This window comes from Microbacterium sp. ISL-59, from assembly GCF_018613945.1.
Lineage (GTDB): Bacteria > Actinomycetota > Actinomycetes > Actinomycetales > Microbacteriaceae > Microbacterium > Microbacterium oxydans_B.
This window is the reverse complement of the sequence record NZ_JAGGPG010000004.1, coordinates 60989-77948: the sequence shown is the minus strand read 5'-3', so window position 1 is coordinate 77948 and position 16960 is coordinate 60989. Positions and strand designations below refer to the sequence as shown.

General features: G+C 66.6%; 18 protein-coding genes and 1 tRNA gene. 5 read left to right on the top strand and 14 right to left on the bottom strand.

Annotated features, from left to right (window positions below; all coding sequences use genetic code 11):
• Nucleotides 1–2: 2 nt before the first annotated feature.
• From J7E45_RS13830 to J7E45_RS13775, 12 genes are all read right to left on the bottom strand, one after another.
• On the bottom strand, nucleotides 3–710 hold the full coding sequence (locus J7E45_RS13830) for an SDR family oxidoreductase (protein ID WP_215070027.1): 708 nt from the start codon (nucleotides 708–710) through the stop codon (nucleotides 3–5).
• Nucleotides 711–722: 12 nt separating this feature from the next.
• Nucleotides 723–2201, bottom strand: coding sequence for an extracellular solute-binding protein (locus J7E45_RS13825; protein WP_215070026.1), 1479 nt, complete (start codon nucleotides 2199–2201; stop codon nucleotides 723–725).
• 209 nt (nucleotides 2202–2410) lie between these two features.
• Complete coding sequence (locus J7E45_RS13820) at nucleotides 2411–3310, bottom strand: carbohydrate ABC transporter permease (RefSeq protein WP_215070025.1); 900 nt, start codon at nucleotides 3308–3310, stop codon at nucleotides 2411–2413.
• Nucleotides 3310–4278, bottom strand: coding sequence for an ABC transporter permease subunit (locus J7E45_RS13815; RefSeq protein WP_215070024.1), 969 nt, complete (start codon nucleotides 4276–4278; stop codon nucleotides 3310–3312). Before J7E45_RS13815 ends, J7E45_RS13820 begins: the two co-directional genes overlap by 1 nt.
• Nucleotides 4275–5357 carry a glycoside hydrolase family 88 protein gene (locus tag J7E45_RS13810; RefSeq protein ID WP_215070021.1) on the bottom strand — a complete coding sequence of 361 codons (1083 nt, stop codon included), beginning with the start codon at nucleotides 5355–5357 and terminating at the stop codon, nucleotides 4275–4277. The genes J7E45_RS13815 and J7E45_RS13810 overlap by 4 nt, the downstream gene beginning before the upstream one ends.
• Before the next feature lie 25 nt (nucleotides 5358–5382).
• Nucleotides 5383–6099 carry an RraA family protein gene (locus J7E45_RS13805; RefSeq protein ID WP_215070019.1) on the bottom strand — a complete coding sequence of 239 codons (717 nt, stop codon included), beginning with the start codon at nucleotides 6097–6099 and terminating at the stop codon, nucleotides 5383–5385.
• 413 nt (nucleotides 6100–6512) lie between these two features.
• A complete protein-coding gene (locus J7E45_RS13800) occupies nucleotides 6513–7469 on the bottom strand; it encodes a ribokinase (protein ID WP_215070017.1) in 957 nt (318 codons plus the stop codon).
• Complete coding sequence (locus tag J7E45_RS13795; protein ID WP_215070015.1) at nucleotides 7462–8286, bottom strand: ABC transporter ATP-binding protein; 825 nt, start codon at nucleotides 8284–8286, stop codon at nucleotides 7462–7464. Before J7E45_RS13795 ends, J7E45_RS13800 begins: the two co-directional genes overlap by 8 nt.
• The gene (locus tag J7E45_RS13790; RefSeq protein WP_215070013.1) at nucleotides 8283–9149 is read right to left on the bottom strand and encodes an energy-coupling factor ABC transporter ATP-binding protein; all 867 of its coding nucleotides are present in this window, start codon (nucleotides 9147–9149) and stop codon (nucleotides 8283–8285) included. The genes J7E45_RS13795 and J7E45_RS13790 overlap by 4 nt, the downstream gene beginning before the upstream one ends.
• On the bottom strand, nucleotides 9137–9886 hold the full coding sequence (locus tag J7E45_RS13785) for an energy-coupling factor transporter transmembrane component T (protein ID WP_215070011.1): 750 nt from the start codon (nucleotides 9884–9886) through the stop codon (nucleotides 9137–9139). The genes J7E45_RS13790 and J7E45_RS13785 overlap by 13 nt, the downstream gene beginning before the upstream one ends.
• 4 nt (nucleotides 9887–9890) lie before the next feature.
• On the bottom strand, nucleotides 9891–10526 hold the full coding sequence (locus J7E45_RS13780) for an ECF transporter S component (protein ID WP_215070009.1): 636 nt from the start codon (nucleotides 10524–10526) through the stop codon (nucleotides 9891–9893).
• Between the two features lie 41 nt (nucleotides 10527–10567).
• A complete protein-coding gene (locus J7E45_RS13775; RefSeq protein ID WP_215070007.1) occupies nucleotides 10568–11515 on the bottom strand; it encodes a nucleoside hydrolase in 948 nt (315 codons plus the stop codon).
• A gap of 175 nt (nucleotides 11516–11690) precedes the next feature.
• Between J7E45_RS13775 and J7E45_RS13770 the strand changes: the two genes are divergently transcribed.
• The 4 genes from J7E45_RS13770 to J7E45_RS13755 all read left to right on the top strand — a co-directional run bounded on the left by J7E45_RS13770 (nucleotide 11691) and on the right by J7E45_RS13755 (nucleotide 14724).
• Nucleotides 11691–12731 carry a LacI family DNA-binding transcriptional regulator gene (locus tag J7E45_RS13770; RefSeq protein WP_308162134.1) on the top strand — a complete coding sequence of 347 codons (1041 nt, stop codon included), beginning with the start codon at nucleotides 11691–11693 and terminating at the stop codon, nucleotides 12729–12731.
• 108 nt (nucleotides 12732–12839) lie between these two features.
• The gene (locus J7E45_RS13765; protein WP_215070005.1) at nucleotides 12840–13577 is read left to right on the top strand and encodes a GntR family transcriptional regulator; all 738 of its coding nucleotides are present in this window, start codon (nucleotides 12840–12842) and stop codon (nucleotides 13575–13577) included.
• Nucleotides 13574–14413 (top strand): sulfite exporter TauE/SafE family protein, encoded by an 840-nt coding sequence (locus J7E45_RS13760; RefSeq protein WP_215070002.1) that lies wholly within the window; start codon nucleotides 13574–13576, stop codon nucleotides 14411–14413. The genes J7E45_RS13765 and J7E45_RS13760 overlap by 4 nt, the downstream gene beginning before the upstream one ends.
• Nucleotides 14414–14487: 74 nt before the next feature.
• Nucleotides 14488–14724 (top strand): hypothetical protein, encoded by a 237-nt coding sequence (locus tag J7E45_RS13755; RefSeq protein ID WP_215070000.1) that lies wholly within the window; start codon nucleotides 14488–14490, stop codon nucleotides 14722–14724.
• A gap of 119 nt (nucleotides 14725–14843) precedes the next feature.
• Here J7E45_RS13755 and J7E45_RS13750 read toward each other — a convergent pair.
• Both J7E45_RS13750 and J7E45_RS13745 read right to left on the bottom strand, forming a co-directional pair.
• A tRNA-Ser gene (locus J7E45_RS13750) sits at nucleotides 14844–14934 on the bottom strand.
• A gap of 51 nt (nucleotides 14935–14985) precedes the next feature.
• A complete protein-coding gene (locus tag J7E45_RS13745; RefSeq protein WP_215069998.1) occupies nucleotides 14986–16032 on the bottom strand; it encodes a hypothetical protein in 1047 nt (348 codons plus the stop codon).
• Nucleotides 16033–16174: 142 nt separating this feature from the next.
• On the opposite strand from J7E45_RS13745, the gene J7E45_RS13740 reads away from it, so the two are divergent.
• Nucleotides 16175–16951, top strand: coding sequence for a hypothetical protein (locus J7E45_RS13740; protein ID WP_308162160.1), 777 nt, complete (start codon nucleotides 16175–16177; stop codon nucleotides 16949–16951).
• Nucleotides 16952–16960: the final 9 nt, after the last annotated feature.

Sequence of the window (16960 nt, the reverse complement as noted above, 5' to 3'; positions counted from 1 at the left end):
TGTCATGAGCGTCTCGCGGCGGACTCGAGCACGACGTTCCTGGTGAGAACATGCGAGGGCTGCGTCAGGACGTTCACGAGCGCCACGGCAACGTCCTCCGCCGCGAGAAGTGCGCCGCGATCCACCGGTCGGTCACCCCAGAATCCGGTGTCGACGCCACCGGGAGTCACCGAGCTCACCTGGATGCCACGGTCGGCGACCTGGATGGCGAGCGCGTCCGTGAACATCGCGACCGCCGCCTTCGCCGCACAGTAGAGCGGTGCGACTCCGTTCGGCCGCAGCCCGGCCATCGAGCCGACGTTCACGATACGACCGCCCGTTTCGGGGAACAGGGCGAGCGCGAAGTGACAGCTGAGGAAGGTGCTCTTCACGTTCACGTCCATCAGTCGCTCATAGCCTGCGGCATCGAGGTCCGCGACCGCATGCGGGACGGAATAGCCGACGAGGTTGATGAGGACGTCCAGTCCGCCGAACACGCGCTCGACCTCAGCGAAGAGCTGCTCCATCTGCGATTCGTCCGTCGCGTCGACGGCCCAACCGGCTTCCGCGCCCGTCTCCGACACCAGGGCCGACACAGCCTCGGCCCGAGTTCCTACGACGGCGAATCGCGCGGAGAGTGCGCTGAGGTCGCGACAGAGCGCGGTTCCGATCCCGCCGGTCGCTCCGACGACGAGGATGCGCTGACCTGTGAGTGAGGAGGCGGAGTGCATGTTCGTTTCCTTTCAGGAGTTGGCGGTGAGGCTCGCAGCGAATTCATCGGCGATCCGGGCTCCGCCGCTGTTCTTGTAGTCGGCGATGGCGGCCGCCCAATCGGCGACGCTCTGTCGGCCCGAGATGATGCCCGCTGCGGTGTCGTTCATCGTCTGGGCGAGCGCGGCCCCGCTCTTCTCCGCGGTCGCGGAGAACAGCCCGACCGACGGGTCGGAGATGCCCGCAGGGACGAGCTGCGACTGGACTGCGAAGGCCCGCTCGGTCGCCGCCCGGTCATCGGCCACTTGGATGATCATCGGCGCGCAGGACATGTACTTGACCGGAACGGAGTTGGCGTTCTCCGTCTTGGCGAGGTCGGTGGGAGTCAGTCCGCCGTCCGAACGGGTGAAGTGCACGCCCTCGACGCCGTAGTTGAGGAGCTCGTACTCGGTCGTCCCGTACGGGGCCGCGAGGTAGTCGCAGAGGCGCAGCATCATCTCGATGCGCTCGGCGGGCGCATCCTTGAACGCCGTGAAGCCGTAGACGCCCGATCCCATCCACGACGTGCGATCCGATCCGAAGGGCACCGCCACGTCGGTCTGGAAAGCGCCGCCGACGCGCGTGACGTAGGTGCCGCCTGCGAAGTTGAAGAAATTGCCGACCGTGCTGGAGATCTCCTGGTTGTAGTACAGGTTCATGATGTCGTTGAGAGAGCCGCTGGAGGACGTGGGGTGGTAGTACCCGTCGCTGTACATCTGGCGCGCGAACTCGAGCGCGGCCACATACTCGTCGGACTCGTACGCGCTCGTGAAGGCGCCCTTGTTGAGCTTCCACCCCTGCGGAGCGCCGAAGGCGCCGGCGAAGTAGCCCGCTCCGTACGCCGTCGAGGAGTCGATCCCGAAGCCATAGGAGCCCTCCTTCTTGAGCGCCTTCATCGCATCGAGGAAGTCCTGCTGCGACCAGTCCGCCGGGACCTGCAGCGCATCGAGCTTCGTGCGATTGACGTGGAACTGCGCGGTGTTGAGTTTGGGCCGAGTGAGGGGGATGCCGAAGATGCGCCCGTCGATCCGTCCCATGGCTTCCCAGCTCGCCGTGGGGATGTTGGCGAGGTTCGGGTACTTCTTGATGTTGTCGCCGCTGACGAAGTCCGTGAGGTCGGCGCACTTGGCCTTGACGAAGTCACGCGCGCGCGACACCGTGTTCATGATCAGCATGCTGTCCGGCAGCGCAGTGGATGCCATCACCGTGGCGAACTTCGCTGCATACTCGGATGCCGGGACGAGGTTGAGCTCGAGGTTGACTCCCAGCTCCTTGTTGATGGCCGTCCACAGCGCGTTGCCGTCGGCCCCCGATGCCGGCGGGCTGTACGTCAGCATCATGGCGTTCACGGTGCTGCCGTCCCCGGGCACCGCGCTGACCGACCGAGCCAGTTTCGCGGGATAGGAGAAGAAGGCATCCGCCTCCGCGGAACTGGCGCCCGCGAGGTCCGGCGTCGGGCCGGTCGCCTTCATGTAGGTCGGCCAGGGCGCGAGCCCTGAGGAAGCGGACCCGCCTGAAAGAGGGGCCTGGGGTGCACAACTGGCCAGGGAGACCCCGCCCACCACTGCCAAAGCGCCGATTCCAGCGAGCTGGAGCATGCCGCGCCGCGTGATTTCTGCCACTGTGATTCCTCTTTCTGATCCGTCTGATGGGTATGGGGTCGGAGTTCGGGCCGCGCGCGTCAGGATTTGATCGCACCGGTGAGCACACCGGAGGCGAAATGGCGTTGCACGAACGGATACACGCACACGATCGGCAGCATCGCCAGGACGACGACGGCCATCTGAATCGAGTTCGGGGCGCTCGCCGTGGCCACGTCGATGCTGCCCGCGAGCGGCGAGCCCTCGAGGACGTACTGCCGGAGCACGACCTGAAGCGGCCAGAGCGAGGAGTCGTTCAGGTAGAGGATCGCGTTGAAGAACGAGTTCCAGTAGCTGACCGCATAGAAGAGCCCGACCACGGCGACCGCCGCCTTCGACAAGGGCAACGCGATCGAGCGCAGCATCCGCCATTCGCTCGCCCCATCGATCTTCGCGGCCTCGAACAGCTCGTCCGGAATTCCCTGGAAGAAGCCGCGGAGCACGATGAGGTTGAAAGCGTTGACCAGCACCGGCACCACGAGAGCCGCGAGGCTTCCGACGAGACCGAGAGACTGCACGACGAGGTAGGTCGGGATCATCCCGGGCGAGAAGAAGAGCGTCAGCACCACGAGCAGCGTGATCGGCCGACCCAGGAACAACCGTGGTCGCGACAGGGCATAGGCTATGCCGATCGTCGCCGCGAGGGACACCGCTGTACCGACGACGGTGACCCCAACGCTGATGATCGTGGCGCGGGTCACGACGCCGCCGGCGAGAATCTCGCCGTACGCGGCGAAGGAGACCTGCGTCGGCCAGATCACCCAGCCCCCGCTCTCGCGCACCTCCTCCGGCGTGGACAGACTGGTCGAGACGACCACGAGCAGGGGGAACAGCACGAGGAGCACGATGACGATCAGTGACAGCGTCTTGAACGTCAGGAGCACCGGGCCGGGGCGCGACGCCCAGACGGGTCGCTGCGTGCGAGTGAGGAGACCGGACATCAGTTGTACAACCCCGCTTCTCCGAGTCGATGAGCGAACTTGTTCGCCGCGTAGACCAGCGCCGCGGCGAAGAATCCCTTGAGCAGACCGACCGCGGTCGCATACCCCCAGTCCCCGCCGACGACACCGGTGTAGTAGACGAAGGTGTCGATCACCTCGGCCGCGGCGGGTCCGACGGAGTTGCGCTGCAGGAAGATCTGCTCGAAGCCGACGTTCAAGATGTCGCCCAGCTTGAGGATGAACAGCAGCACGATCGTCGGGCGGATGCCGGGCAGCGTCACGTGCCACAGCCGCGACCACCATCCGGCGCCGTCCAGAGCGGATGCCTCGTACAGCTGCTCATTCACCTGGTACAGAGCCGCGAGGAAGATGATCGTGCCCCATCCGCAGTCCTTCCAGATCACCTGCACGACCATGAGCGGCTTGAAGGCGTCCGGGTTGCCGATGATGTCGACCGTGCTGAACCCCATACCCGTCAGCGCATTGTTGAGCAGGCCGGTGTCGCCGAGGAACTGCTGGAAGAGGGCGACCACGATCACCCACGAGATGAAGTGCGGCAGATACACGACGCTCTGGATGAACTTGCGTACGGCGTCGAACGTCACGCTGTGCAGGAGTATCGCCAGGGCGATGGGCGCCGGGAAGAAGAAGATGAGCTGAAGGGCGGATATCTCGATGGTGTTCCGCACCGCCGTCCAGATGGCGGGATCCCGGAAGATCTCGAAGAAGTTGGCAAGCCCGATCCACTCCGACCCACCGATGCCGAGGAACGGCACGTAGTCCTGGAAGGCGATGACCAATCCACCGAGAGCGCCGTAGTGGAAGACGAGGAAGTACGCCACACCCGGGAGAAGCAGGGCGAGCAGGAGCTTCTGGTTCCTGGCGCGATGCGGTCGCCGCGACCGAGGCGCGGGCGGAGGCGACATGCGCTCCGGGGTCGACTCGACGACCCGGTCGTCGATGATCATGCAGACTCCTCGTGCATCGCGGCCTCGGTCAACGCGAGCATGAGCGGCGCGCACCCGTGCGGCTCGTCCCGGTACGGCGCACGTAACTCCACGTAGGCGCGCACCGTGCCTTTCTCGACGCCGTCGCCCGGGCAGAGCGTCCCCGGGCAACTGTTCTCGATCGAGCCGTCCGCATTGATGGACGTGCGGATCAGGCCGGCGACACCCCGGTCGACGGCATCCTGCCAACGGCGGCCGGTGAGGAGTCCCGTGCGGATGCCGACCGCGAAGCCGTACACGATCAGGCCCGAGCCCGAGGACTCCTCCCAGCTCGTCGCGAGCGGGATCTCCTGCCGCCAGAGTCCGGATGCGGCCTGGTGCGGAAGCAGCGCCTCGGACAGGTCGCGGAAGCGGCGTTCGATCCCGGGACGCCCAGGATGCGCGGCGGGCAGCTCCGCGACCAGCTCCGCGAGGGCGAAGTACCCCCAGCCGTTGCCGCGGCTCCAGTGATCTTCGGAGAGCAGCCCCGGGCCAACGAAGTTCATGCACTGGTGAAGCAGCCCGTTGTCGGGATCGAGGAGCAGGTCGTACATGAGGACGGTCTGCCGCACGGCTTCATCCAGATACGCCGGCTCGTCGAGAGCGAGGCCTGCGTACATGAGGTAGGGCGAGGCGGCCATGGCCGTGTCGATCCAGACCTTGTCTCCCGGTTCGCCCGGCATCGTCAGAATGCCCTCGGCGTCGCGTGGAGCCGCCATCAGCTCCTCCGCATGCTCGCGCACCAGGTCCGCACGGTCGGGCATCATGCCCATCGCCAGTGCATACGCCTGACCGAGACCGCCGATCGCGTAGATCTGAAAGTTGTATCGAGGATGCTCGACCTCGGCGGGGAAGCGCCGCAGTATCCGCTCGCATCGCGCGACGAGGACCGGGTCTCCGGTCGTCTTCGCGGCGCGTACCAGCGCGTAGATCGCCAGCACCCCGTAGTAGTGCTTGACCTCGCCCAGCGACTCGTAATGATCGTAGAGATGGACCGCGAGGTCGATACTGCTCTCGATGTCCGTCAGGGTCGCAGCAGCTGCGGATTCGTTCGGCGCCATTGCCTTCTCCGTTCGTCGGGGGTGATCAGAAGTAGCCGCCGCGGGCGACGACATCGCGGGGAGATACCCCGCTGAGAATCATCTCCTTGAACTCGACCTCGTTCTCCACGATCTGCTCCGCTTCGACCAGCACCTCGAAGGCCAGGCCCTGGGGGACGACGATTACTCCGTCGATGTCACCCACGATCACGTCGCCGGGCACGATCTCGACGCCACCGATGGCGACCGGCCGCTGCCAGTGCGTGAGCCGGAATCGACCGAGCATCCCGTTCGAGGTTCGGTAGCGGCTGAAGACGGGGAAATCCAGGTCCAGGATTCTGTCCGCATCTCGGATGCCGCCGTCGATCACAGCTCCGCGGCAGCCGCGCTTCATGGCCGCCATCGTCATGATCTCGCCCCACTGCGCCGATTCCTCATCGCCGCCTGTCTCCCAGACGCACACCGAGTTCGGGCCGATGGCCTCCAGCATCTGAGCGCGCTCTTCCATCTCGCCACGGAGCGCCGTGCTCACCGCACCGCTGATAGTGAAGACGATGCCCGCCATACGCCTGCCGGACTGCAGCTCGACGATCGACGGCGGGAGCACCCGGCGCAGGAGTCCCCGCGTCCGCAGAACATCATTGATCGCCGCCGTCGGGACGGCTTCGAACCGCCGGCACAGATCGTCGTCGGTGATCGGCCACACGGAGGAGGGGTCGTCCTCATCGGTCGCGGGCGCGCCGTCGGTCGTCTGAGATGTCACAGTGGCTGATCCGTTCTCTCCGCTAAGGGTGAGGTCCGTCCTGACCTCACCCTTGGAAAGCTACGCGGATCGGGGTGGAGCGGCCATTCCCTTCGAGCTGATTGTTTGCACGATTCGCTGATTTCTGATCTGGGTGCGACAGCGGACGACATCGTATGGATCAAGCCGATGAACTGGTCGATCTGCGCGGGTTCGAGCCGATCTCGCGACCCCAGCCGCACGATTCGCTTGACGACCTCGCACGGATCGGTGCGATGCGGACGGAGACCAGGGGCGCATGGACGTGGCGTGGGAGATCATGGAGATCGCCGTCGCGGATGAAGCCCCGCGCGCGCCGTCGCGAAGCCCTCGGCCAGCACCGGCTCCGCGGCTATGCCAGTCGATGTCGGGATCAGGAAAGCACCGACGGTACGTCAGACGGCGCCGGCCGACGCCGGCGCACCGCTGACCGCACCCAACTGCTCGAGACGCGGCAGCGAGGGCTGGGCGCCGGAGCGCTGCACCGACCAGGCCGCGACCCGTGCGCCGTGTCGGCAGGCGGCGATCATCGTCTCCTGGTCCAGGCTCCGCTGCGACGCGATCACACTGACCAGTCCTGCGACGAAGGAATCCCCCGCGGCGGTCGTGTCGATCGCACGCACAGGCAATGCGGCGATGGGGATGACGGAGTCACGTCCGACGAGCGCGGACCCTCTGTCGCCCAGCGTCACGACGACCCACCGAACGCCCTGGGCGAAGACCGACGCACACACGGCGAGAATCTCCTCGTCGGTTGCCGGCGCCGTGCCGAGGATCTGCTCGAACTCCACCTCGTTGGGGACGAGGACGTCGGTCAGATTCAGGATCGAAGCGATGTCCGGTCCTGCCGGTGCCGGATTGAGAACGGTGATCGATCCGGCGTCGCGCGCGAGGGCGAAAGCGTGCACGGTCGCGGCGGTCGGGGTCTCCAGCTGAGCCAGCGTCACCGCCGCCCCGACGATCCTGCCCGCAGCGGCGTCGACGTCGTGCACGGAGACCTCGGAGTTCGCACCGGGGACGACGACGATGGTGTTGTCGCCGGCATCGTCGACCGTGATCAACGCCGTCCCCGTCGGAGTGCCGACGACCGTGCGCACATGCGCGGTGAAGAGACCCTCCTCGTCCAGAGCCGCACGGTATCCGCGTCCGCTGTCGTCGTCGCCCACGCATCCGATGACCGTCGTGTCCACGCCCAGCCGGGCGAGGGCGACGGCCTGATTGCCGCCCTTCCCGCCTTGCGACGTGGAGAACGCCGAGCCGAGGATGGTCTCTCCCGTTCCCGGAAGGCGTGGGGACGAGACGGTGAAGTCGACGTTGAGGCTCGCGACGACGACGACGCGGCGCTCAGACACGCTCCACCGCCTGCGGTCGGCGGAAGGACTGCACGAACTCGTCGAGCTCGAGCACCCGACCGTCGAGCTGGAGCTCGTTGGCCAACTCGCTGAGGTAGGGCTGCTTGAGCATGGCCTCTTCGAGGACCGGGAGGTTCCAGAAGATCTCGCGCTTGCCGGCATCCGCCACGATGTGCTTGTTCGCCATGACGACGACACGCTCGAAATTGTCGACGACGAACTGCATGTCGTGGGTGATCGTCACGATGGCACGACCCTCTGCCTTCAGCGACTCCACGATCCGCCCGATCGTCTCCATGCCGGCCAGGTCCTGTCCTGCGGTCGGCTCGTCGAGGATGAACGCCTCGCAGCCCATCGCGAGGGTCGAGGCGATCGCGACGAACTTCCTCGTCGAGAACGGCAGGTTGTAGGGGTTCTCGTCGAGCTGGGCGCTGACCCCCGAGAGCTCCGCCGCGGCATACACGCGATCCTCGAGTTCCGATCCCGTGAAGCCGAGGGTCTTCGGTCCGAACTCGATCTCGCTGTAGACGTCGTTGTGGAAGATCTGGTCGTCGGGGTTCTGGAACACGTAGCCGACCTTGCGCGAGATCTGCGCCGTCGTGCGCGACTTCGTGTTCTCGCCGGCCACCGTGACATCACCCTTCGAGGGTTTGTACAGGCCGTTCATGACCTTCGCGGTCGACGTCTTGCCGGCACCGTTCTGGCCGACGATCGCCACGGCTTCTCCCGCGGCGATCGAGAGCGACACGTTCTCGATCGCGACGTGACCGTTCGGATACGCGAACGAAACGTCGTCGAATCGGATCAGCTCCGTCATGCGACGACTCCTTCCTGTGCGGCACGTGCGCGCCCGAAGACGGCAAGCGCCTGCTCCTTCGTGACCGGGATCTGCGGGATCGGCAGGCCAGCTCCCCGCAGCGCGAGTCCGGCGCTCGCGTACTGCGGGTACGCCACGTTGTGCGCGGCCAGCTCCGGCGAGGAGAGCACCTCGGAGGTCGTCCCCGTCATGACCACGCGCCCGCGATCGAGGACGACGACGGTGTCAGCGTATTCGGCGACCAACTCCATCTTGTGCTCGACGAGGATGATGGTCTTCCCGCGCTCCTTCAGCATGCTGATGATGCGGAAGATCTCCTCGGTCCCCTGCGGGTCGAGCTGCGACGTGGGCTCGTCGATCACGAAGATCGGCGGATCCATCGCGAGAGTCGACGCGAACGCGACGCGCTGCTTCTGCCCGCCGGAGAGCTCCACCGGGTTCTTGTCGCGGAGATGCTGGATGTTGATCAGAGTGAGCGTCTCCTCGACCCGCCGCCGGATCTCGCCGACCTCGACGCCGAGGTTCTCCAGTCCGAAGGCCACCTCGTCGAAGACCGTGTCCTTGGCGCCGCTGATCTGCACGAACGGGTTCTGGAAGACGAAGCCAATCGTGAGACCGAGCAGCCCCAGATCGCTGTCCGCGGCATCCTCGCCCTGGACGACGACCCGGCCCGTCATTTCTCCGGTGTGGAACCGCGGGATGAAGCCGCGGATGATGTTGCAGACCGTCGTCTTCCCGGCGCCGTTCGGTCCGATCAGCGCACACAGCTGTCCGGCTTCGACGTCGAAGGAGATGTCGGAGACGGCCGGATGCTCGGCGGTCGCATAGGTGAACGAGACGTCGTGAACTTCTAGAGCAGCCACAGGACGATCCTTCCGGCGAGAATGAGGACGAAGGCGGAGATCAGGACGACCTGGATCACGTTGTCGGCCCGTCGTCGGGTCACGGTGTGCAGACGGGTCTTGGGTACCTTGGCCGTGAACGCCCGGGATTCCAGCGTGATCACGCGCTCCTCGGTGCTGGCGATGGACGACAGCACGAGGGGGCCGAGGGTGGGGACGAACGCCTTCACGCGGGTCATCAGCTTGCCCTCGGTCTCGACGCCGCGCGTCTTCTGCGCATCCATGATCGTGCTCGACTGCTTGCGCATCTCGGGGATCATCTGGATGGCCGAGAGGACGACATAGGTCGCCGACGGGGGCATCCCGGCGTTCTCCAGCGCCGCGGTGATGTCCTTCACCGGTGTGAGCCGGAAGAAGAGGAGAAGGGCGGAGCCCAGCGCGAGGACGCCTGCCACGATGGTGAGCGCGCCGTCGAGGCTCTCCTGCGTCACGCTCATGTTCCCCCACGCCCAGTAGACGTGGCTGCCTCCGCTGAACAGGACCCGGATGGCGAACATAAACAGCACGAGGATCAGGAGGGTGTTGCGGATCGTCTTGACGAACGGCGTTCCCTGACCCGCCAGGTAGGCGAGGAGGATGCACACCAGGAACGCGGCGAAGCCGTACCAGTAGGTGGGCACGATGAACGCCGTGATGCCGATGAAGAGCGCCGCCAGGAACTTGGTTCCCGGATAGAGGCTCGTGATGGCGGTCTCCATGGCGTCAGGCTGCGGGCGCGCTGGTGCGCACGCGCTTCTTGGGTGCGCGAATGTAGTGGCTGCCGTACTTGACCTTCGTGAGGTAGCGCGAGGGCATTCCCTTGATCACGATGTAGACGACGAACACGGAGACCAGCTTGTCGGCGATCTCCTGGAAGAACTGCACCGAGAACACACTGGTGAAGATGTTGTTCCCCGCGGCGAGCAGCGTCGCCGTGATGATCGATCCGGTGCCGCCGGTGGCACCGCCGAAGACGATCGCGGTGATGAACCCCGAGGAGATCGTCGCCACGAAGGTGATGACGATTCCCGAGACGATGACCTTCCAGATCTTCGTGAACATCCCCTTGCGCGCGAGCAGACCGGCTGCGACGCCAACGGCGATCGAGGTCAGCGCGTACGGGAAGTACACCGGGTTGAAGATGCCGTTGATGGCGTTGGTCAGCAGTCCCGTGATGGCACCGATCCACGGGCCGGCGATGGCGCCGGCGAGGATCGTGCCGATCGAGTCGAGGAAGATCGGCAGGCGCAGCAGCTGGCACAGCTGGAAGCCGACGATGTTGATCGCGACGCAGACCGGGATGAGGAGCAAGGCGATGAGCGAGAAGTCACGCTTCACCGCATCTGCGAACTTGGACATGGCGATGCCTTTCAGAAAAGAGGGTTCGGGGTGTTCGGAGGTCAGTGGAATGCGGCGAGCGACGAGTGGAGCAGTTCCACGAAACGGGTGCGATCGACGTCGAAGCCGACCAGGGCGTTGGGCTCCTCGGACCTCGTGCCGTTGTAGTCGACCACTGTCGCTCCGAGGGCCGGGCCGTCGGAGGTCACGACATCGACCCGCGTGCGGACCATCGTGAACAGCGAGGGGTCGATCAGATAGGCCATCGCGCACGGATCGTGCATGTGGAGGCCTTCGACGTGGCCTTCCGGGGCGAGGAACGGCGGCGTGTTCGAGCGTCCGTAGAACTCCAGCAGTCCCGCGAAGACCTCGCCGGTGCGGGTTCCGAGCGCTGCGATGGCGTCGATCTCCTCCGCGAAGATCTGCGCCTTGTGCGTGACGTCGAGACCGAACATGGCGACCTCGATTCCGGAGGAGAAGACGATGTCGGCCGCTTCCGGGTCGACGTAGATGTTGAACTCGGCGTTCGGCGTGTAGTTGCCGCCGAAGCACGCGCCGCCCATGAGGGAGATGCTCTCGATCTTCGCGCGCAGTTCCGGGTGTGCCAGCAGCAGGATCGCGACGTTGGTCAGCGGACCGGTCGCGACGATGGTGATCGGCTCGGCGGATTCACGAAGCAGACGCGCCATCGCATCGATCGCCCGTTCGGAGGAGGCGGCGACCGTGGGCTCCGGCAGGTCGGCGCCGTCGAGACCGGACTCGCCGTGGACGTAGTCGGCGATGATCAGCGGGCGTCGGATCGGCTGGGGTGCTCCCTGCGCGACGGGCACGTCCTCGCGGCCGGCGAGGGCGAGGAGGCGTCGGGCGTTGAGGAACGTCTTGTCCGGACGCTGGTTGCCCGCGCACGTGGTGATGAGCCGAAGGTCGATCGCCGGTGAGGCGAGCGCCATGAAGAGCGCGACGGCATCGTCATGACCGGGATCACAGTCGAGGATGATCGGCCGGCTCATGCGCGACACCCGCGGTCGGTGCCCGTCGGGCGGTTGGCTATGGACAACGTCCACATCATTGGAACTCCCTTGTTCAACACGAGTTGAACGACACCATATAGCAACTTTCCAATTCCACGCAACACGTGTTGAAAGACGCTAGGGTTGCCTCACGGACGGACGCGATCGGGAGGGGTTGACGTTGACGGTCACCAGGGCAGACGTAGCGAAACGAGCAGGGGTGTCCCCCGCATTGGTGAGCTATGTGCTCAACGGCGGCCCCCGGGCCGTCTCGAAGGCGGCGCGGACACGCATCGAAAGCGCCATCGAGGAACTCGGGTACCGCCCGAACTCGATCGCCCAAGCGCTGCGGGGGGCATCGACGCGAACGATCGGCCTGCTGCTTCCCTCCGCGGTCAACCGCTTCTTCGGCGAGCTGACGACGGCCATCGAGAAGGAGCTGTTCGACGTGGGTCACACCCTCGCCGTCGGAGTGAGCGCCGACGACCCCGAGCGGGAGTCACGCTACATCGACACCTTCCTCGACCGTCGCGTCGACGGGATCATGGTCATCTCCTCGCACTCCCGCGAGACCCTCGCCCGAGTGGCCCATCAGCCGACGCCCGCCATCGTCCTCGACCGGGTCGCGAGGGATCTGTCCGTGTCTTCGGTCGCCGTGGACAATCGCGCCGGCGTCGTCGAAGCCGTCGAGCACCTCAGATCGCATGGCCACGAACGCATCGCCTGCATCGGCGGCAGGGCGATGACCGAGTCCGCCGAAGAGCGCGTCCAGGCATGGCGGGACACACTCCCGCTCGTCCACCGCGATCAGGAGGATGCTCTGCTCACGCGCGGCGACTTCACCGAACGTGGAGGCTACGACGCCACGCGGCGGCTCCTGGGCGGCATGGCGGAGACCCGCCCCTCCGCGTTGTTCGTCTCCTCCGACATCCAGGCCGCCGGGGCCCTTCGCGCGTGCGCCGACCTCGACATTCGCGTTCCCGAGCAGCTGGCGATCGTGTCGTTCGACGGCACACTCTCCGCCGCGTACTCGGTCCCCTCCATCACGTCGTACCGGCAGCCCACGTCGCTGATCGCGCGGAGCGCCGTCCAGGGTCTGCTCGACCAGATCGCGACCCCGAGCACATCGCCGACACACACGCTGCTGCCTGGCCGGCTCATCATCGGATCGAGCTGCGGGTGCACTCCAGAGCTCGCGGCGCCTCTTCCCGTGTGAGTTCCGACGCCAGACACGGGCGGCTGAACTCGTTCTGCGTCACGCGGGAACCCTTCATCGACCCGAGCGTTGCATGGTTATTATGACAACATAATATAGAGTGATCGGATGGCATCCGACGGCACTCTCTACGCGCAGATCGAATCGGCGCTGGTCGCCCGTTTCGGCGTCGATCTGCATCCAGGGAACAAGCTCCCGACCGAGGACTCACTGATCGACGAGTACGGGGTGAGTCGCATCACCGTTCGCCGAGCGCTCCAGAACCTTGCCTCGAAAGGCTTCATCGTCACCAAGCGCGGAATCGGCAGTTTCGTCGCGACCCCGGCCCTGAGTCAGCCGCTCACCGCGCTGACCAGCTTCGTCGAGGACATGGACGCGCACGGCTTGAACACGACGGCCCGGGTGCTCGTCGTGGAGGAGATCACCGCGCCGGCGCACGTCCGTGAGGCGCTCGAGCTGCCACTCGGGGCGAAGGTCGTCCGCATCGAGCGCGTGCGTCTCGCTGCGGGGCAGCCCGTATCGCTCGACGAGACGTACCTCCCGCTCCATCTGGGGCGCTTGGTCGCACAGGGCGACCTGGAGAACGAGCCGATCTTCGACCTGCTCGAGAAACGGCACGACACTCCCCTGGTCGAGGCTGCCTATGCCCTCAAGGCCGGCACGGCCGACAGCCCGACCGCGGCCGCGCTCGACGTCGACGAAGGCAGCGCGATCTTCCGCATCGAGCGCACCAGCTTCACGACCGGGCAGAAGCCCGTCGACTACGAGATCCTCCACTACCGCGCCGACGCGATGACCTTCACCATGCGTCTTCCTCGAGCAGGTGCATCGGGCGACGCCGAGTGACGGTCGAGCTCTTCGTCGTCCTGTTCGCAGGATCGCTGGCGGCCGGCGCGCTCGGCAGCGCACTGGGTATGGCCGGCGGCATCTTCGTGGTGCCGCTGTTGACCCTCATCGCGCACGTGCCGTTCCCCACAGCCGTCGCGGTGAGCCTCATCTCGGTGATCGCCTGTTCGTGCGCCAGTGCGCCGGGCTTCCTCGCCGCCGGCCTTCCGAACTTGCGCCTGGCGCTGGTGCTGGAGGTGTTCACCGCCCTTGGAGCCTTGGTCGGCGTACTGATGATCGGCCTCGTGCCCAGCAGCATGCTCTACGGCATCTTCGCCGCCGTGCTCCTCGTCTCCGCGGTCCAGATGATCGCCGGCCGCCGAGAGCCGGCCGCGGCGGCCGGGGCCCCTCGGTATCCGCGGCTCGACGGCGTCTACGCTGACCGTGAGGGTCAGTTAGTCCCGTACCGCGTGGTCCGCCTCCCGCTCGGGATGACGTTCATGTTCGGTGCCGGCACGCTGTCCGCTCTGTTGGGCATCGGCAGCGGCGTGCTGAAGATCCCCGCGATGGATGCCGCGATGCGGCTACCGATCAAAGTCTCCAGCGCCACCGCGAACCTCATGATCGGCGTCACCGCGTGCGGCGCCGCAGCCGCCTACCTCCTCGCCGGAACACTCGACCTGCGGCTCGCGGCGCCGGTCGTGCTCGGTTCCCTCGCCGGGTCCGTGCTCGGCGCGCAGGTGCTCATCCGCCTCGCCGGCCCCTCACTCCGCATCGTCTTCATGGTGGTGCTCTTCGCCCTCGCGATTCCGATGACTGCGAACGCCTTCGGACTCGGATGGGGAGGTGTCGCGTGAGCGAGCACTCATCGACTCAGGGTCCAGACAGCGCACTCTCGCGCCGCATCGCCATACTCATGAGCGCAGGAACCGTGATTGCAGCAGTACTGCTGAGCGCCGGGGTACTCCTCGGCGCAATCGGCGCTGGGCTGTCCAGCACGGCCCTGCTCTTCGCCGGATGCGCGACTCTCGTCCTGCTCCCCGTCGCACGCCTCCTTCTGATGGCGGGGCATTTCGCCCGCAACGACAGGATCTTCGCCTGGGTCAGCACGCTCGTGCTCGCCCTGGTGATCGCCGGCGCCGCCGTCGGACTCCTTGCTCACAGATGAGCACGTGCAACACCCACCGGATGACGAACGCGACCTATCTCGCGTTACCGCAACCGCCACTACAGACATGACGAAGGCCCCGCCTCCCAGCGTTTCCCAGGGAGTCGGGGCCTTCGTGGTGGCGGTGACGGTGGGATTTGAACCCACGGTAGGGGGTTACCCTACACAACTTTTCGAGAGTTGCACCTTCGGCCGCTCGGACACGTCACCGCGGAATAGCTTACGCGACGCGGGGCGAGCACGCGAATCGAGTGATGCGGGTCACCAGGCGGCGGCGACTTCGGCGTGGGTGCGCAGGATGCCCTCGGTCGAGCCGGCGGGTGCGCGGCCGATGCCGCACTCGGTCGCGACGCCGAATTCAGACGCGAACGGGGCGGCTGCGGCGATGCGGCGCGCGGCCCCTTCCGCGCCGTCCTCGCGGTGCACGAGCCCGAGATACAGCTCGGACACGGGGGCGAGGTCGGCGAGCGGCGCGAAGTACGCCTCGTCGTCGTTGGCGATCGGCACGGGCAGGTGCAGCCACGTCAGCGAACGGGCGGATGTGGCAGCCACGGCGTTCGCGTAGCGCACCAGGTTCGCAGTATCCGTCGGCTCGAAGAAGTGCTTCTCCCCTGCGTCGCCGTAGCAGAGGTGCACGCCCACCTCGACGTCTGCGGGCACGGCGTCGACCAGCGCGGCAAGGCGCGAGACGAGACCGTCGAACGGGTCGCCGGGCCACCACGCCTCCATGACCGCGCCGTAGCCGGCCGCGCGCTCGATGATGCCAATCTCACTCGCGACGTCCCACTGCACGGCGAGGTCTTCGTGCGGGATCGCGGCGAGGATCTCGTCGAGCTCACGGAGGATCGCGGCGGTGTACACGGGTTCGATCGCGCCCCGGTCGTCGCCCTGGAAGAACGAGGAGATCACGGCGAGCGGCGTCGGCAGCGACACCTGGAATCGGATGCCGGCGGGCACAGCCCCCTCAGCGCGGAGACGCGCGAACACGGCGTACGACTCGATCGCGGCGGTGGCGTAGCCGAGCGGCGGCAGCATGATGCTCGCAGCATCCACTCCCTCGGCGATGCGCAGGCCACGCGCGTCGATCCCGGCGGGGAACGGGATGGGCTCGTCGCCGACGCGCTCGATGCCGTCGGCCCGGCCGATCACGTCGGGCTGGAACATGATCCAGTGGAACCGCTTGCCGACCTCGCCATCCGGGATGCGACGGAGCCGGTCGCCGAGCAGTTCCGCCGCCGTGCGCATCGTGGTCTCGGCGTCGTCGAAGTTCACACTGCCCACGAGGAGGGCACCCTGCGGCTGAGTCATCCCCTCAGAATATCGGCGCGCAGGACCTGCGCCCTCGCGCTTTTGCACGGCAGGATCCCCCTGCGAGAGCACGCGAACCGGGTTAGGATTGCCTAAGAACCCGCCGCCTGTGGGGGCAGCGATGACGGGAAGGGTACTCATCATGGGCTTCATCACGTCCAAGGCACTGGCCGAGACGGGCTACGTCGTCCTCGACGACCACACGTCGGCCGCCGATCCGACCGAATGGCTCGATCTCGAGTACGTCGGATGGCGCTCCTCGGGCATCACCCGCTTCGCCCCGCTCACCAGCTACGCGGGCGACGTCGACTGCAACGGCTTCTGGAACCACACCCCGCCGCGGGCCGACAAAGACGGCGTCTGGGTCGACTCGCAGGTCGCGATCGCCCCCACGCTCCAGCACCGGGCACAGGAGCCGGGCGCCGGCATCGGCCGCTGCCGCGTGATCGAGCTGCAGCCCAACGAGTACGCCGACGCGATCTACAACCTGCATCAAGACGACAACAACCGCCTCAACGAAGAGGGCACCGGCTGGGTGGTCCGCGGATTCTTCAACCTCTCCGACGACACCGAGTCGATGCTGATCCTGCGATCCGACCGCTTCGACCCGGCGACCGAGATCCGCCTGCCGCTGCGCGCGGGCTCGCGCATCATCGTCGACACCCAGCGCTTCTGGCACGCGGTCTGGCACCGCGGCACCGCACCTCGCTACGCCCTCATCACCTCGTGGACGAGCGGCCCCGAGCTCGACGCGTACATCGCCGCGAACCACGGCGACCCGCATCCGCCGACCGTCGACCTCGACCCGCAGTTCGTCGACGACGCGCAGGTCGAGCTGCACCGCCGCATCGAGGAGCGCCGCCGCGCCTTCGAGGCGCAGGGCATCGTGATGGAACCGCCCGTCGACATGAGCGTCTGACCGCTCGTG

What these genes read in the sequence shown, in the direction of transcription:
- J7E45_RS13825 (WP_215070026.1), bottom strand. Translation starts at nt 2,201, where the DNA reads ATGAAGGCGACCGGCCCGACGCCGGACCTCGCGGGCGCCAGTTCCGCG.
- J7E45_RS13745 (WP_215069998.1), bottom strand. Translation starts at nt 16,032, where the DNA reads ATGACTCAGCCGCAGGGTGCCCTCCTCGTGGGCAGTGTGAACTTCGAC.
- J7E45_RS13795 (WP_215070015.1), bottom strand. Translation starts at nt 8,286, where the DNA reads ATGACGGAGCTGATCCGATTCGACGACGTTTCGTTCGCGTATCCGAAC.
- J7E45_RS13810 (WP_215070021.1), bottom strand. Translation starts at nt 5,357, where the DNA reads ATGGCGCCGAACGAATCCGCAGCTGCTGCGACCCTGACGGACATCGAG.
- J7E45_RS13775 (WP_215070007.1), bottom strand. Translation starts at nt 11,515, where the DNA reads ATGAGCCGGCCGATCATCCTCGACTGTGATCCCGGTCATGACGATGCC.
- J7E45_RS13830 (WP_215070027.1), bottom strand. Translation starts at nt 710, where the DNA reads ATGCACTCCGCCTCCTCACTCACAGGTCAGCGCATCCTCGTCGTCGGA.
- J7E45_RS13740 (WP_308162160.1), top strand. Translation starts at nt 16,175, where the DNA reads ATGGGCTTCATCACGTCCAAGGCACTGGCCGAGACGGGCTACGTCGTC.
- J7E45_RS13785 (WP_215070011.1), bottom strand. Translation starts at nt 9,886, where the DNA reads ATGGAGACCGCCATCACGAGCCTCTATCCGGGAACCAAGTTCCTGGCG.
- J7E45_RS13780 (WP_215070009.1), bottom strand. Translation starts at nt 10,526, where the DNA reads ATGTCCAAGTTCGCAGATGCGGTGAAGCGTGACTTCTCGCTCATCGCC.
- J7E45_RS13815 (WP_215070024.1), bottom strand. Translation starts at nt 4,278, where the DNA reads ATGATCATCGACGACCGGGTCGTCGAGTCGACCCCGGAGCGCATGTCG.
- J7E45_RS13820 (WP_215070025.1), bottom strand. Translation starts at nt 3,310, where the DNA reads ATGTCCGGTCTCCTCACTCGCACGCAGCGACCCGTCTGGGCGTCGCGC.
- J7E45_RS13765 (WP_215070005.1), top strand. Translation starts at nt 12,840, where the DNA reads ATGGCATCCGACGGCACTCTCTACGCGCAGATCGAATCGGCGCTGGTC.